Source organism: Kitasatospora azatica KCTC 9699 (genome assembly GCF_000744785.1).
Lineage (GTDB): Bacteria > Actinomycetota > Actinomycetes > Streptomycetales > Streptomycetaceae > Kitasatospora > Kitasatospora azatica.
The window spans coordinates 2,914,067-2,929,082 of the sequence record NZ_JQMO01000003.1; the positions used below are offsets into that span (position 1 = coordinate 2,914,067).

General features: G+C 72.5%; 13 protein-coding genes. 5 read left to right on the forward strand and 8 right to left on the reverse strand.

Annotated elements, in window-relative coordinates; all coding sequences use genetic code 11:
- Window positions 1-12: 12 nt before the first annotated feature.
- The 4 genes from BR98_RS23660 to BR98_RS23675 are packed head-to-tail and all read right to left on the reverse strand — an operon-like array spanning window position 13 to window position 2,567.
- On the reverse strand, window positions 13-624 hold the full coding sequence (locus BR98_RS23660; RefSeq protein ID WP_051970122.1) for a GTP-binding protein: 612 nt from the start codon (window positions 622-624) through the stop codon (window positions 13-15).
- Window positions 599-976 (reverse strand): DUF742 domain-containing protein, encoded by a 378-nt coding sequence (locus BR98_RS23665; RefSeq protein ID WP_035847382.1) that lies wholly within the window; start codon window positions 974-976, stop codon window positions 599-601. Before BR98_RS23665 ends, BR98_RS23660 begins: the two co-directional genes overlap by 26 nt.
- Window positions 973-1,374, reverse strand: a complete 402-nt coding sequence (locus tag BR98_RS23670; RefSeq protein ID WP_035847383.1) for a roadblock/LC7 domain-containing protein — start codon at window positions 1,372-1,374, stop codon at window positions 973-975. Before BR98_RS23670 ends, BR98_RS23665 begins: the two co-directional genes overlap by 4 nt.
- Window positions 1,371-2,567 carry a sensor histidine kinase gene (locus tag BR98_RS23675; RefSeq protein WP_035847384.1) on the reverse strand — a complete coding sequence of 399 codons (1,197 nt, stop codon included), beginning with the start codon at window positions 2,565-2,567 and terminating at the stop codon, window positions 1,371-1,373. The genes BR98_RS23670 and BR98_RS23675 overlap by 4 nt, the downstream gene beginning before the upstream one ends.
- Before the next feature lie 214 nt (window positions 2,568-2,781).
- Here BR98_RS23675 and BR98_RS23680 point away from each other — a divergent pair, with 214 nt between their 5' ends.
- Window positions 2,782-3,732 carry an NAD-dependent epimerase/dehydratase family protein gene (locus BR98_RS23680; protein WP_035853648.1) on the forward strand — a complete coding sequence of 317 codons (951 nt, stop codon included), beginning with the start codon at window positions 2,782-2,784 and terminating at the stop codon, window positions 3,730-3,732.
- A gap of 53 nt (window positions 3,733-3,785) precedes the next feature.
- Complete coding sequence (locus BR98_RS23685) at window positions 3,786-7,112, forward strand: aminotransferase class I/II-fold pyridoxal phosphate-dependent enzyme (protein WP_267886087.1); 3,327 nt, start codon at window positions 3,786-3,788, stop codon at window positions 7,110-7,112.
- A gap of 72 nt (window positions 7,113-7,184) precedes the next feature.
- On the opposite strand, the gene BR98_RS23690 is transcribed toward BR98_RS23685, so the two are convergent.
- The 4 genes from BR98_RS23690 to BR98_RS23705 form a co-directional block, all read right to left on the reverse strand.
- Window positions 7,185-7,763 (reverse strand): toxin, encoded by a 579-nt coding sequence (locus tag BR98_RS23690; protein ID WP_035847387.1) that lies wholly within the window; start codon window positions 7,761-7,763, stop codon window positions 7,185-7,187.
- A 13-nt stretch (window positions 7,764-7,776) separates the two neighbouring features.
- The gene (locus BR98_RS23695) at window positions 7,777-8,217 is read right to left on the reverse strand and encodes a helix-turn-helix transcriptional regulator (protein ID WP_035847388.1); all 441 of its coding nucleotides are present in this window, start codon (window positions 8,215-8,217) and stop codon (window positions 7,777-7,779) included.
- Between the two features lie 306 nt (window positions 8,218-8,523).
- Window positions 8,524-9,681 (reverse strand): MAB_1171c family putative transporter, encoded by a 1,158-nt coding sequence (locus BR98_RS23700; RefSeq protein ID WP_035847389.1) that lies wholly within the window; start codon window positions 9,679-9,681, stop codon window positions 8,524-8,526.
- The gene (locus tag BR98_RS23705; protein ID WP_035847390.1) at window positions 9,678-10,400 is read right to left on the reverse strand and encodes a TetR/AcrR family transcriptional regulator; all 723 of its coding nucleotides are present in this window, start codon (window positions 10,398-10,400) and stop codon (window positions 9,678-9,680) included. Before BR98_RS23705 ends, BR98_RS23700 begins: the two co-directional genes overlap by 4 nt.
- Before the next feature lie 625 nt (window positions 10,401-11,025).
- On the opposite strand from BR98_RS23705, the gene BR98_RS42090 reads away from it, so the two are divergent.
- The 3 genes from BR98_RS42090 to BR98_RS23715 all read left to right on the forward strand — a co-directional run bounded on the left by BR98_RS42090 (window position 11,026) and on the right by BR98_RS23715 (window position 15,012).
- The gene (locus BR98_RS42090; RefSeq protein WP_267886088.1) at window positions 11,026-11,154 is read left to right on the forward strand and encodes a hypothetical protein; all 129 of its coding nucleotides are present in this window, start codon (window positions 11,026-11,028) and stop codon (window positions 11,152-11,154) included.
- Window positions 11,155-11,495: 341 nt separating this feature from the next.
- Window positions 11,496-13,793, forward strand: coding sequence for a hypothetical protein (locus BR98_RS23710; protein ID WP_157537907.1), 2,298 nt, complete (start codon window positions 11,496-11,498; stop codon window positions 13,791-13,793).
- A 1-nt stretch (window position 13,794) separates the two neighbouring features.
- Window positions 13,795-15,012, forward strand: a complete 1,218-nt coding sequence (locus BR98_RS23715) for a TRAFAC clade GTPase domain-containing protein (protein WP_035847393.1) — start codon at window positions 13,795-13,797, stop codon at window positions 15,010-15,012.
- Window positions 15,013-15,016: the final 4 nt, after the last annotated feature.

A 15,016-nucleotide genomic window follows, 5' to 3' on the forward strand; every position in this document is an offset into this window, starting at 1 on the left:
TGCTTCTTGCTCCTAGCTGGCACGGTCCAGCAAATAGCGGACCAGTGTGGTCAGTGCGGCGGCCGACGACTTCTCGTCGCGCGCGTCGCAGGTGACGACGGGGGTGTCGTCGAGGAGATCGAGGGCCTCCCGCAGCGCCGCCTCGGCGCGCTGCGGATTGCCGTCGAAGTGGTTCACCGCGATCGCGTAGTCGAGGCCGTACTGCTCGATGAGGTCGATCACGGCGAAGGAGTCGGCCAGCCGCTCGGGGTCGACCAGGACCAGCGCGCCGAGGGCGCCCCGGGCCATGTCCTCCCACAGCTGCACGAACCGCAGTTGGCCGGGCGTGCCGAACAGGTACAGCACCACGCGCTCGCTGATGGTCAGCCGGCCGAAGTCCATCGCGACCGTGGTGGTGGTCTTGCCCTGGACGCCCTTGAGGTCGTCCACCGCCGCCGCCGCCCGAGTCATCGTCTCCTCGGTGGACAGCGGCTCGATCTCGGAGATCGAGCCGATGAACGTGGTCTTGCCCACCGCGAAGTGGCCGACGACGAGGATCTTCACCGCCGTCTGGGTCGCTCCGCCCGGGACGTAGTCCTGCTCGTCCAGGCTCTGCACCTCAGCCGAACTTGGCCTGGAGACCATGGAGCACCTCCTCCAGCAGCTCCCGGTCGGCGTCGCGGGCGCGCGGCACCGGCGGACGGGTGATGAGGTGGCCGGCCTCGACGAGGCCGGCCAGGACGATCCGCACCACGCCCAGCGGCAGCCCGGTGTGCCCCGCGATCTCGGCGACCGCGAGGTAGCCGGCGGAGCAGATGTCCAGCAGCCGCCGCTCCTCCGGCGACAGGCGCAGGAACTGCTGCCCCTGCTCGGGCGCCGCCGTGACCAGCGTGATCAGGGAGAGCTGCTGCTCGTCGGGCAGCCCACGTCCCTTGGTGATGACGTAGGCCCGTACTAAACCGGTGGCCTCGAGCTCGAACTCCTCCGGATTGGTCATCGCAATGCCCCCAGGTTCTCGCGCGGCGGCGCCGCCAGGACCTTGCCCAGCTGGCCGACGAGCTGCTGCATCCGGAAGGTGATGTCCTGCATGTCGATGTCGGGCGAAGCGGAGACACCGAGGTAGGCGCCCTCGCCGGCGGAGATCAGGAACACCCAGCCGCCGTCGAACTCGACCAGGGTCTGCTGCCAGCGCTGCTCGGGGTTGTCGCAGAAGAACCCGAGCGAGCGGCTGAGTGACTGCACACCGCTCATCGCGGCGGCGACCCGGTCCGCGTTGTCCTTGTCGAAGTCCTTCGTCCGGGCCATCAACAGACCGTCAGCGGAGATCAGGACGGCGTGCAGGGCCCCCGGAATCTCCAGTGCGCTGTCGAGCATCCATGACAGATCGTCATTCACGAGAACTCATGCCCTTCACTGCTTGCACCACGTGTGCTGGTCGCCTGGTCCCCGTTGTCCAGGTGTGTGGCCCGGCCGGACCGGGTGCCCTTCAGGAAGGCGCCCATGATCGCCGCCGTCTCCGCGCCGGAGCGGCTCGAGCTCCCCGGGCCGGGCGTGGTCGGCGGCACGATCGCCATCGGCCGCTTGCGTCGTCGCAGCGGCAGTCCGTCGGCGGTCGAACCCAGGGCCCGCTCGGACTCGGACCCAGCCGCTGCCGGCATCGGTGCCGGCAGCGCGGCGGAGGAGATGGGCGCGGAGGACATGGATGCGGCGGGAACTCTCTTCTCGGGCATGCCGGTGAGCAGTTCGTGCGGCAGCAGGACCACCGCGCGCACCCCTCCGTACGGTGAGGAGGAGTCGACCGACACCTCGAAGCCGAAGCGTTCGCACAGGACGCCGATCACAGCCAGGCCGAACTGCGGCGGATTGCCGAGCCCGGCGACGCCCGAGACCCGCTCGCTGCTCAGCAGCTTCTCGGCGCGCGCCCGCTCCTCGTCGTTCATGCCGACGCCGGCGTCGTCCACCACGATGACCACGCCCTTGGGCACGGTCCGGATGTTGATCTCGACCACGGTGTCCGGGCTGGAGTAGCTGGTGGCGTTGTCGAGCAGCTCGGCGAGGGCCAGCGCCACCGGCTCGACGGCCCGGCTGGAGACGCCGAAGTCCACCTGGGACAGGATCTCCACCCGCCGGAAGTGCCGGACCCGGCCCTGCGCGCTGCGCACCACGTCGTAGACCGAGGCGGTGTCGCGGTGCCGGCCCAGCCAGCCGCCGCAGAGCACGGCGATGGACTGCGCACGTCGCCCGAACTGCGAGTTGGTGTGGTCGACCTCCAGCAGGTCCTGGAGGATCACCGACTCGCCGTACTTGCTCTGCAGCCGTGAAAGGATCAGCTGCTGCTCGGCGGCCAGGCCCTGCAGGGTCCGCATCGCGGACTTCAGCACGGTCTTTGTCGCCTCGTCAGCCTGCTCCTGGGCCGCTTCGACGGACTGCGTATAGTGGTGCTCCAGGTCGGAGTAGTGCTCCCTGAGCCCGTCGATCTCCTGCCGCAACGCCAGAGCCGCCTTGCGCTGGCGGACGATGAGGGCGACCGCGGCGACAAGGACGAGGACAAGAGCCCAAAGCACTGGGTTCGCTGTGTATTTCGTCATAAGACTCTCTTCAGGCGACTGACGGCCGACTGCTGAATCCCCGTCCCTGCGGGGTGAACCCGCCGCTCCGCAAGCGCGATGATCGTATCACCGGGCTGAACATGTCATCGATGAGTGTCCAGATGTGAGGATCCGTCTCCTGGTCCGGGAGCAGCCGGAGTTGGCCGGATCGGTGCCGACAGCCGTCCCTCCGTACCCGCGCTACTGTGCACGGGTGAGCCTTCACGTTGTTCTCGGGTCCGGGCCCGCAGGGGCCGCCACCGCTCGACTGCTGGCCGAAAAGGGTCATTCGGTACGGGTCGTCACCAGGTCGGGCAGAACCTCGGAGCCCGGCATCGAGCAGGTCGCGCTGGACGCGACGGACAGCGGGCGCCTGATCGAGGTGACGCAGGGCGCGGAGGCGATCTACAGCTGTGCCGCACCGCCCTACCACCGCTGGGTGAGCCAGTGGCCGCCGTTGGCCGCGTCGGCCTGCGCGACGGCCGAGGCCACCGGGGCCGTCCTGGTCATGCTGGGCAACCTCTACGGCTACGGGCCGGTGGACGGTCCACTGACCGAGCAGCTGCCGCTCGCCGCGACCGGGCCCAAGGGCCGGGTGCGGGCCGCCGGTTGGGAGCAGGCGCGGACGCTGCACGAGCAGGGCCGGATCAGGGCGGTCGAGGTGCGGGCCTCGGACTTCTTCGGGCCCGGCGTGACCGATGGCGGCCACCTGGCCGGGCGGGTGGTGCCACGGCTGCTGCGCGGCAAGCCGGTCTCCACGCTCGGGGATCCGGACGCCCCGCACAGCTGGACCTATCTGCCCGACGTGGCCGGCGCCCTGGTCGAGCTCGCGGGCGAGGAGAAGGCTTGGGGACGGGCCTGGCACGTCCCGACGGAGCCCGCGCTGTCCACCCGCGCGATGGTCGACCGGCTGGCCGCCGCGGCGCGGACGGGACCGGTCGCGGTGCGCAGGATCCCGCCGGCCGCGCTGGGCGTGGTGGCGCTCTTCTCCCCGCTGATCCGGGAGCTGAAGGAGATCCGCTACCAGTTCGACCGTCCGTTCGTCCTCGACTCCAGTGCCTACCAGGCCGAGTTCGCGGTCCGGGCCACCCCGGTCGACGAGCAGGTCAGGGCGACGGTGGACTGGTGGCGGGCCCGACTGGCCACCACGGGGAGACAGCTGTGAGAGCGAGGGGCGCCGCAGCGGGTCCGGCGGGAGCGCGGCATGACGATGTCGCGGTGGTGGGGATGGCCTGCCGGTTCCCGGGGGCGCGGAACGTCAACCAGTACTGGCGGCTGCTCATGGCCCCGCAGGCGCAGTTCGCCGGCGTGCCGGACTCGCGGTGGCGCTCCGCCACCTTCCTCAGCGACGACTTCCGCGACTCCTCCGCGGCCTACACGGACACCATGGCGTTACTGCCGGACGTGGGCCACTTCGACGCCGCGCACTACGGCATCCCACCGCGCCGGGCCAGGTCGATGGATCCCCAGCACCGGCTGCTGATCGACCTCGCCCGGGAGGCGATCCAGGACGCGGGGTGGGAGGCCGAGGGCTTCGACCGCGAGGAGACCTCGGTGATCACCTCGCTCACCGACAGCGGCTACCGCGGGATCAGCACCCTGCAGATCCGGATGCGTCAGATCGCCGGCGGCGAGTTCGGGGCACCGGCGAGCGACCCCGGATGGTCGGAGGCGGTCCGTGCGGTGGACGGGCTGCACGGCACCTCGGTGGCCGGGCTGCTGCTCAACATGGGACCGAACACCATCAGTTCGGTCCTCGACTTGCACGGCGAGAGCTATGCGCTGGACTCGGCGTGTTCCGGTGGGCTGATGGCGGTGGCCAACGCCGTGTTCGCGCTGCGGGCCGGCCGGTGCCGGATCGCCCTCGCCGGCGGCGCCCAACTGCACCTCACCCCCGACCTGCTGGTGGGGCTGTGCCGGATCGGCGCGATCTCGCGCAGCGGCAGCTGCCTGCCGTTCGGCGCCCAGGCCGACGGCTTCGTCCTGGGGGAGGGGGCCGGGGCCCTGGTGCTGCGGCCGCTGGCCGACGCGCTGGCAGCCGGTGACCGGGTCTATGCGGTGATCCGGGGGGTGGGCACGGCCAACGACGGGACCGTGCAGGGCGGCATGCACCCCCAGGCGGCCGGTCAGCTCCGCGCGCTGCGCCGGGCCTACCGGGACGCGGACCTGGCCCCGGAGACGGTGGGCTACCTGGAGGCGCACGGCACCGGGACCACGGTCGGCGATCCGGTGGAGGTCGACGTGCTGCGCGAACTGCGCGGTGAGCGAGCCGCACCCGCCTACCTGGGCGCGGTGAAGGCGGTGGTCGGCCACGCGCTCAACGCCGCCGGGATAGCCGGACTCATCAAGACCGTGCTGGCCGTGCACCGGGGGGTGATCCCGCCGCAGCCGCAGTTCGAACCGGCCGACCGTGCCGGGCTGGACGCCGCGCGGCTGACCATCCCGACGGCGCCGACCCCATGGCCCGGGGACGGCCGGCCGCGCCGGGCGGGGGTGAGCGCCTTCGGCTTCGGCGGTACCGGCGTTCACCTGGTGGTGGAGGAGTGCACCACAGCACCGGGGCACGCGGCACCGCAGCTCCTGACAGCGGAGCTCGCGGCAGCGGAGCTCAAGGCACCGGACACGGGGCCGCAGCTCCTGGTGCTGACCGCCCGCGACCGGGCCGGGCTGGCCGACTACGCCCGGGAGCTGGCGCAGACCATCAGCGAGGACCAGCTGCCGCTGGCGACGGTGGCGGACACCCTGGCTCGCCGGGCGCCACTCGGGGAGCGCCTCGCCGTGCTGGCCGAGGACGCCGCGGACGCCGCCCGAAAGCTGACCGCAGCGGCGCGGGCCGTGGCGGCGGGCCGTACCGGAGAGCTCGACCAGCTGTCGCAGGCCGCCGTCGCGGCGCGGCGAATACCCCCGTGCACCCTGCCGCCGAGTCCGCTCGCCCCACGCCGCCACTGGGCGGTGGACGAGTCGGCCCGCGAACCGGTGGACCGGCCGGAGCCGGGGCCGGCGGACCCACCGGCGACCGTGCCCCAGGAACCCCGGGCCGGTGGCGCATCCGCTGCGGCCCTGGTGCTCGAGGAGGTGTCGCGGGTCGGCGTCTACCCGCTCGCCGACCTGGGCGAGCGGCTGGCGCTGGTGACCGATCTCGGCTTCGACTCCCTGATGCTCCAGGAGTTGGAGGTCAACCTCGCCCGGCGGATACCGGACTTCCGGTCCGAGGAGATCTTCTCGCCCGGCCTCACCATCGAGCGGCTGATCAAGCTGGTCGAGCCGCAGCTCACCCAGCCGCCGGCCCCAGGTGGGCTGCTGCCGCGCGAGACCGGCGCGGACCGGGACGCCGCGACCGCGTGCGTCGACGAGTTCCCGGAGGTGCGGCAGTTCGAGGAGCGCCTGAGCGCGATCGCCGACAGTGGCGCGGCCTTCCCCTACTTCCGGGTCCACCAGGGCAATATCCGCGACACCACGCTGATCGGCGGCCGACCGTACCTCTCCTTCGGCAGCTACAACTACCTGGGGCTCTCCGGCCATCCGACGGTCAACGAGGCCGTGCACCAGGCGGTGGAGCGGTACGGCAGCTCGGTCTCCGCGAGCCGGGTGCTGTCCGGCGAACGGGACCTGACGGTACGGCTGGAGCGGGCGCTCGCCGAGTTCCTCGGCGTCCCGGACTGCCTGGCGCTGGTGAGCGGGCATGCCACCAACGTCACCGCGATCGGGCACCTGGTCGGCGCGGGAGACCTGGTGATCCACGACGCGCTCGCCCACGACAGCATCCTCCAGGGCTGCGCGCTGTCCGGCGCGGCGCGACGCCCGTTCGCGCACAACGACATCGCGCAGCTGGAACGGCTGCTGCGGCTCAACCGGTCCCGGTTCCGACGGGTGTTGATCGCCGTCGAGGGCGCCTACAGCATGGACGGCGACCTGGTGGACCTGCCCGCCGTGATCGACCTGAAGAAGCGTCACGGCGCCCTGCTGCTGGTCGACGAGGCGCACAGCATCGGCACCGTGGGCGAACACGGCCGTGGTGTCGGCGAGTTCTACGGCGTCGACCGCTCCGAGGTGGATCTGTGGATGGGCACCCTGTCCAAGGCCTTCGCCAGCTGCGGCGGTTACCTCGGCGGCTCGGCCCGGATGGTGCGGTGGCTGCGGCACACACTGCCGGGCTTCGTCTACAGCGTGGGCCTGACCCCGGCCAACGCGGCCGCGGCGCTGGCCGCCACCGAGCTGATCGTCGCCCAGCCGCACCGGGTGCGCACGCTGCGGCGGAACTCGGAGCTCTTCCTCGGCCTGGCCGCCGCGGCCGGTCTGGCGACGGGCACCAGCGGCAGCACACCGATCGTGCCGATCCTGCTCGGCGGCTCGCCGCGGACCCTGCGGGTCGCGGACCGGCTGTTCGAGCGGGGTGTGATCGCCGACCCGATCTTCCACCCCGCCGTGGAGGAGGGGCTCACCAGGCTGCGGTTCTTCATGACCAGTGAGCACCGCGAGGAGGACATCCGACGGGCCGTGTCGATCCTGGCCGAGGAGGTGGCGGCCGCCCAGCCGTGTGAGTGACTCGGCCGTGAGCGGCTCAGCTCGGATCACGGCTCAGCTCGGATCACGGCTCGGATCGGGTCACGACTCCGATCAGATCAGCGTGCGTTCGATCCGGCTGATCGTTGCGTTCGTTGCGGACTCGGCGCCGGTGCCGGCCTCCTCGGCCGGGGGCGTGCCGGTGCGTTCCCTGGTGCTGCCCACCCGCTCGGAGAGCAGGTAGGCGATGATCTCCGCCTCCTGCTCCTGGACGTCGTCGTAGGTCGCGCGCAGCAGCATGTCCCGCACGAGGTCGGGGTCGAGATTGGGGAAGAGCAGGCGGGAGCTCGCCTCGTCCAACCCGCCGGCCCCGCGATGGCAGCAGATGATGTGGCCCAGCTCGTGCAAGATGATGTGCTCCTGGTGCGCGCTGGTGGTGTTGGCGTCGTAGAAGATGAGGTCCTCGTCGCGTGCGGCGACCCACATGCCGCACGGGTGCGAGGCGGGCATCTGCATCGCGACCAGCGTGATCGGGCGGTCGCGGACCTCACCGAGGTAGCGGCAGAGTTCGGCCACGTCGGCCACCTTGGGCAGGTCGAGTCCGGCGATCCGCTGTGCGCCGGCCTTCCGGAGTCCCTTGAGCTGACTGCGGCGGTCCTGGTCGGCCGACCACCAGTGCCTGGTACCCCTCACCTCGCCGGGTCCCTCATTCCGGGTCCACGGGGTCGGCGACGGGCGGGAGACCCTGCATCTGCCGGTACTGGTCCATGATGGCCGTGATGGCCTGCAGGTTCTCCTTCTTCATCCCGGCCGCCCGCATCGCCACGGCGCGGACCCCCGCCTGCCGCAGCGCCTCGATGGCGGCGACCTGGCTGAGCACCGACTCGGCGACCTCGTCGTCGAAGAAGTAGGCGACCGAGACGCCGAAGAAGCGGGCGACGGCTGCCAGCAGGTCCGGTGTGGGATTGGAGCGCTTGCCGGTCCGCAGCTGCGACAGGTACACACCCCCGACCTTGAGCTCGGGGTTGGCGCGCTTCAGCTCCTCCGCTACCTCGGCATTGGTCCAGTGCCTGCCCTTGGGACGGACCGTCTTGAAGAGGTTGTCCAGACGCACTGCCATCACGGGCCGGTCGTCGGTCTCGGACATTGAGAAGCTCCCTCCCGTCACCTCCCCGGCATAGCCCTTGGCTATCCGTCAGTTTCGCAGATTAGCTGCTAGTTGACAATCGAGCGGGACTCCGCCACCGTGGACCTCGCCGATAGCTGCCAGCTAACTTCGTTCACGGGGGTGACCAAGGTGGCTGATCGTCATATCGGCCTGACCCGAGGTCACGGGTGACAGGGTCAGGTCGGGCCGGGCGGGACACACTCGCCCGGCCCGACAGCAAGAACCGGGGGGACCGACGAAAAAAACCCGCCCGGTCTGACGGGGGTGCAGACCGGGCGGGAGCTCTCAACTCACGTTGTTGAGCCTATGGTAGGCGGATGCGACCTGGGTGAGCCAGGCGACTTCCGCGGTGAAGTTGTCCGTGTCACGGTCCTCGAAGTCGCCGGCGTCCTTGTCGTCGTCGGGGAGGGCGCCGGCGCGCTTGGCGTGCAGGGCGTGTCTGATCTGCGCCGCCTCGGCGAGCGCCTGCCGGGACTCCTCGCTCACCCCGCCGTCCACGCCGCTGACGCCGTTGGCGGAGCGGTCGATGTAGGGGCGCAAGTCCCGCCAGCCGTCCCGTATTTCGACGACCCGCCGGTGGAGCCGGTAGTCGAGGTCGGAGACCGAGGCGCCCGGCGGCTCCAGGGCGATGTCCGGGGAGGACTCGTACAGGTCCCGCCAGAGCGGGTAGAGGGCCCGGTACGACCGGTAACTGCGGGCCCACCCCACCAGTTTGGCGGCCGAGGTGCCCCAGGAGGAGACGGTCAGGCTGAGCGAGAGGGTGACGATGCCCGCCGCGCTGAAGACGGAGGCGGCGACCTGCCAGACGCCGATGTCGATCCCGCACGCGGCGGTGACGATGTTGACCGTCCTGGCCAGGCAGTACAGGAAGAGGATCACCGCGGCGACGGAGAGCAGCCGCAGGGCCTGTCGTACCGAGGCCTTGCCGGCCATCCGGGCGTAGGGGCCGCACTGGCGGTAGATGGTGACGCACGGAACCGCCTGGGAGACGATGAAGACCAGGAGGTAGCCGAGGATCAGCGGCCGGCCGCTGCCGGTGGTGAAGTCCGAAGCCGGCCGGTCGGGGCCGTCGGCGACGAAGAAGAGCGTCACCAGCAGCGCGTTGAGGGCGATGCCGGCGATCAGCCAGTAACGGCTCTTGCGCACCGCCTCCTCGGTGGCGGTCGCCGCCCAGTGCAGCAGGATGATCTGCGCATTGACGCAGAAGGCGACCGCCGACACGTGCATCACCAGGATGGCGAGGTTGCCGACGCCGAGGAAGCTCTTGCTCCCCATGGCGACGGCGCCCATCGTGAAGGTGAGGCACTGCAGCAGCAGCGTGACGACCAGCGTGCGGTAGGCGTTGTCCCGCCAACTGCGCCGTACCTGGCAGAGCCGGTAGACGAGCGCGGCGTACGACGAGAGCGCCGCGATGACGAAGCAGAGTGTTCTGGTGGTGTTCACGGCCTGCCTGAGGGGACCTCGAGTCCGATGCTTTCGGCCGCCACGGCGATGGCGTAGTCGAAGAAGGCGGACTCGTCGCGGACGCTGTCGTGGGTGCGGCTGAAGACCTGGAACACCAGGAGTCCGATCAGATTGCTCCACAGCACGATGCCGCGCTCGATGATGTCCGAGAACGGGGCTTCGGGCACCCCGCCGAAGAGCTGCACGGCCTCCGGCAGGAGCAGCGGGGGACCGGGCACCGCCCGCCGGGGCGGGGTGAGTTCACCGGCCTCCAGCGCCGACCGCACGATGCCGGCCAGCACCACGGGGGTGCGCGAGGCGGGCGGGACGGTCTCCTGCGGGGCGTGGTAGCCCGGCACCGGCGAGCCGTAGATCAGGGTGAACTCGGCGGGGTTGTCGAAGGACCACTGCCGCAGCGCACGCGTAACCGCCAGGAGCCGCACACCGGCTGACGCACCGGCAGCCACGGCGGCCTGATCGGCCTGCTCCATGGCGGCGCCCGACCCGTTGTAGGCGTCGATGACCAGCGCGGTCAGCAGGTCGTCCCGCTGCGGGAAGACGGCCGCCACCTCGGCGACGGCCAGACCGCCGTCACGGGCGACGGCGTCCAGGGACAGCCCTGCGGCGCCCAGTCCGACCAGCAGTTGACGCGCGGCGGCCTTGACGACGGCCGGCAGCTTGGTGTTTTCGTCGGCAGTGCTGTTTCCGGAAACATCCATGGCCCAAACCGTACCCGCCGGTCGCGAGGCCCATAAGTGCAGTCGGCCGAGCACGCCCGGTATCCGCTGTGATCCGGGCCACACCTGAAATGGAGACTCAGAAGTCGGCGATGCGGGGGTGGCGGACGGCCTCCAGCGAGGTGTCGGCGAGGACCGCCGAGATGAGTTCGGGGGAGCCGAGGATCTCGGTCGTCGTACTGCTTCAGCGCGCGCTTGATCGCGCCGATGTCCCAGACGCTGAGCGGCGGCTTGGGGGTACCGCAGTCGCCCGGACGGCAGCCGCCGCCGTGGGTGGCGTCCTGGCCGTGCTCGGCGCCCCACTCCTGGTTGGCGGTGGTGCCGCAGCCGCCGGGGCAGCCGCTGTCGGGCCCGTAGCCGCAGCAGGGGCCTTCCTTGCCGCAGCCGTCCGGGATCAGGCCGGTGGGGTCGCTGGTGGTTCTGGTAGCGCCGCTGGCCGGTGACGGTGGTCCCGGTCAGGGTGAGCTGCTCGGCCTCGTTGAACAGGTACAGCATCGTGCTGCTCGGGCCGCGCTGGATCGGCAGGCCGCCGCCTGCGCCGATCTGCTGCTCCCGCTGACCGGGGCCGGCTGGGGGCGTGCTTGACAGGCCCAACCCTCATGGGTGGGTGCTTGGCACCCTGGGCTTCTCCGCCGGGTTGGTGGTGATCAGCACGTTGACCCGCAGCTACCGGCAGGCCGTGGTACCGGCCGAGCTGCTGCCCCGGGTGATGGCGACCGTGCGGTTCATCTCCTGAGGGATGCTGCCAGTCGGCGGGTTGACGGCGGGTTGACGGCGGGTTGCGCGGCCGATGCGCTCGGCACCCGGACCGGTCTCTGGCTGGTCTGCGCGGCTTCGCGGCACTGCTGCCGATCCTGACGACCTCGGTGCGGACGCTGCGCGAGCTGAACTGAGCAGTACGCAAAGGCGGTGCGCAGAGGCGGTACGCAAAGTCGGCGTGGTCGACCTTGGGTGACAGCTTTCGCGATTGACCGGAAATGATCCGCTGCCATCTGGTGCAATGGTCGCTCCACCGACCGCGTACACGGTCGGACCGGCAGCTGCACGGGGGCGTGGGTGGCGAGAGCGACTGGTCGGGTGCACAGTTCGCCCGACCCTGCTGCCGTGCTGCCGCTCTTCCCGGCCGTGCGCGACTACCAGGGGTGGCTGACCGGCCTGCGCGAACTCGGCGTCGCCCATGTCGCCCGGGCCCTGCTGCCGCCGGCCGCGATCGACTCGCCGCCGGCCTTCCGGGTGCTGGACGGCCTCTGGTACCCGGCCCCCGGCTGGGACCGCTGGCGCCGGGTCGACCGCGGCTACCTCGCCGAACTCGCCGTCGCCTGGCGGGCCGTCGCGGATCCGCGCCGCCCGGCCGCGCTGGCACTGCTGGACCGGGCCGACGCGCTGCTGGACCGGGACCCGATGGGGCTGCGGCGGCTGACGCTCTACCAGCTGTCGGTGCTGCTGCACGAGGGCGGCGCGCTCGGCGCGGACGCCGTCCGCCGACTCGGCGTGCACGACCGCGAGGCGGCCGAGCTGGCGGCCGCCCTGGCCGACTGGGGCGGCGGTGCGGGGGTCGACCGCGAGGCCGCCGAGGGAGTGCTGGACGCCTGGCTGGAGCGGCGGCTGACCCAGGTGGCGGCCTTCCTCGACCGGCTGCCCGAGCGCCCCGCGGACCAGCTGCTCGACCGGCTGCGGCGGCTGCACGAAGCGGACTCGGCGGAGCTGGAGCGGCTGCTGCTGGAGGCCGGACGGTCGGCCGCGAGCGGGCAGTTCGACCAGGCCGCCCGGCACTGCCTGCGGGCGGCCAGGCTGGACCGCGACGACCAGCGGCCGGTGGCCGAGCTGGTCCGGGTCTGCGGACTCGCCGGCCCGCCGAGCGGCGAGCGCCTGGTCCGCGCCCGGCCCACCGAGCAGGGCGTCCGGGTCAGCTGGCAGCCGGCCGGCGGGCGACCGGCCGACGGCGCCGAGGTCCGCTACCGGGTGCTGCGGCAGAGCGCCGAGGACCGGGCCCGGCTGGTCGAGCTGGGGGTCGTGGGGCAGGCCGAACTCCTGGACCGCGGCGCTGCGTTCGGCAGCACCGTGCGGTACGCCGTGATCCCGGTGGCGGCCGGTCGGCCGGTCGGCCCGGCCAGGCTCAGCCGCCCCGGCCCGGTCGCCCCGCCGGTCAGCGCGCTGACCCTGACCCCGGGACGGCGCCGGGTGGCGCTCGACTGGTCGGTGCCGGCGGCGGCGGTGGCCGTGCGGGCCGCCCGGACGGCGCTGAGCGGGTCGACGGGGCCCGCCGCCGCGCCGACCGTGTTACCGCTCGGCGCGGACCGCGCGGGGCTGCTGGACGAGGACCTCGAGCCCGGCCGCTACCGCTACACCGTGGCCTGCGCCTACCGCACGCCGGACGCCCGGCAGATCTGGTCCGAGCCGGTCGCCGCCGAGGTCCTGGTCGAGGAGTACCCCGACCCGGTCGGCGAGTTGACGCTGCACCCGGCCGACTCCCGGGGGACCGTCAGGATCAGCTGGACCCCGCCCGAGCACGGTGCGGCGCGGCTGGTCCGCTGGCCGGACCAGCAGGCCCCCGCGCCCGGCACCGACCTGACCGACCGCCTCGCCGACCTGCCGCCGGCGGTGGCCCCGGCCGTCCCGGTCGAGACCGGGCCGGCGGCTGCCCGCCTGGTCCAGGTCGAGCTCCCCCCGCCGACCGCCGACTGTTGGCGCCTCACCGCCGTCACCACCCACGGCCGCCGCGCCGTGGCCGGGGCGACGCTGCTGCTCGACGCCCCCGCCGCGGTCACCGACCTGGCAGCCGAGCGGCGGACCGACGGTCAACTGCGGCTCTCATTCGGCTGGCCCGACCCGGCGCTGCAGGTCGACGTCGCCTGGACGCAGGGCGGGCAGCGCCGGACCCGGCGGGTCGCGCGCAGCAGCTACCTGCGGGAGGGCCTGCTGCTGCCAGCCGACGACCGCGCCTGCCTGGTCACCGTCGCCGCGGTCGCCCACCCGCGGGCCGATCTGGTGCTGACCGGCCCGGCCGCGCTGCGGCTGCCCCCGTGCGTGCGGATCGCCTGGACCGTCGAACGCCCGAAGCCCTGGTCCGCCGCTCGCTACCGGGTCCGGATCACCGTGCTGGCGCCGCCCGCGCAGGCCCCGGGCCAGTCGCCGCGGTGCCCGGACTTCCTGCTGGTCGCGGGGGAGGGCAGGCTGCGCCCGCTGCGGCCCGAGCAGGGCCGTGAGCTGCTCCGCGTGGCCGGATCCCAACTGGCCGCCGAGCACTCGCACCTGGCGCAGCTCGACCTGCGCCGACTCGCCCGCCCCGCCGTGCTGCGGGCCTTCCTGATCGGCCCGCACGCCCCCGACGCCCGTCTGCAGGACCCTGCACCCGACGCCCTGGTGGTTCGCTGAGATGACCGATGTGGTCTGCCCCTACTGCTTCAGCCGGGACAGCTCCTCCCGGCTGCCGTACCGCTGCCTGATGCTGACCTCCGGCGTCCGCGGCGCGGCGCCGTGCGCCGCCGAGCCCGACGACGTCTGGGCCGCCTTCACCGGGCGCGGCGGCAGCGGCGGGGGCCGGCACGCGGCCCTGCGCGGGCCGCTGTTCACCCCGCCCAGGCGCCTCGGTGGCGCGCGCACCCGCGAGGCCTGCCCGAACTGCGGAGTCCAGACGCCGGTCCGGGTCTGCCGGACCTGTCACAGCGACCTGCCGAACGAGTACTGCGAGCAGGGGAGCCGGATCATCGCGCTGGTCGGCCCCAAGACCGCGGGCAAGAGCACCGCCGTCACGGTGCTGCTGCACGAGCTCAAGGGCTCGACCGGCCGGCCGTTCCAGGCCGCGCTGTCGGCGATGGGCGCGGCCACCCAGGACCGGTTCCGCGAGCTCGAGGAGGACCTGTACGACGGCCTGCGGCTGCCCGCGCCGACCCAGAGCGCCGCGATGAGCCTCAACGACCCGCTGCTGTTCCGGCTGAGCCTGCCTGCCGGCCGGCTGCGGTCCGGCAGCCGGCACACCTCGCTGGTCTTCTTCGACGCGGCCGGCGAGAACCTGGTCAGCTCCGAGGCGATGGACCGCTACACCGCCTACCTCGCGGCCGCCGACGGCGTGATCCTGATGGTGGACCCGCTGCAGCTGCGGGCGGTGCGCGAGCCGCTCGCCCAGCAGGGGCGCCGGCTGCCCGACATCGAGGCGCCGCCCGAGCAGATCGTGGCCGACCTGGCCGTCCAGCTGCGCGGCCACGGGCGCCGCAACTCGCAGGGCCGGGTGACCACCCCGGTGGCCGTGGCGCTGACCAAGAGCGACGAGCTGCGCACGCTGCTGCCGGCCGGCTCCCCGGTGGGCGGAAACCCGCAGCACCTGGGCGGGGAGCTGGACGAGGCGGACCGGATCGCCGTGCACGAGGAGGTGCGCGCACTGCTGGACGAATGGGACGGCGGCGTCCTGTACCGGCAGTTGGAGCGGGACTTCCAGACCTTCTCGCTGTTCGCACTCTCGGCACTGGGTGCGCCGCCGCCCTCCGACGCGCCCTCCGACGCCCCCAAGCAGGGCCCGCAGCCCGTGCGGGTGGCCGACCCGCTGCTCTGGCTGCTCGGTGTGCGCAGGCTGCTGCCGGTGCGCCGGGCCAAGTAGGAGA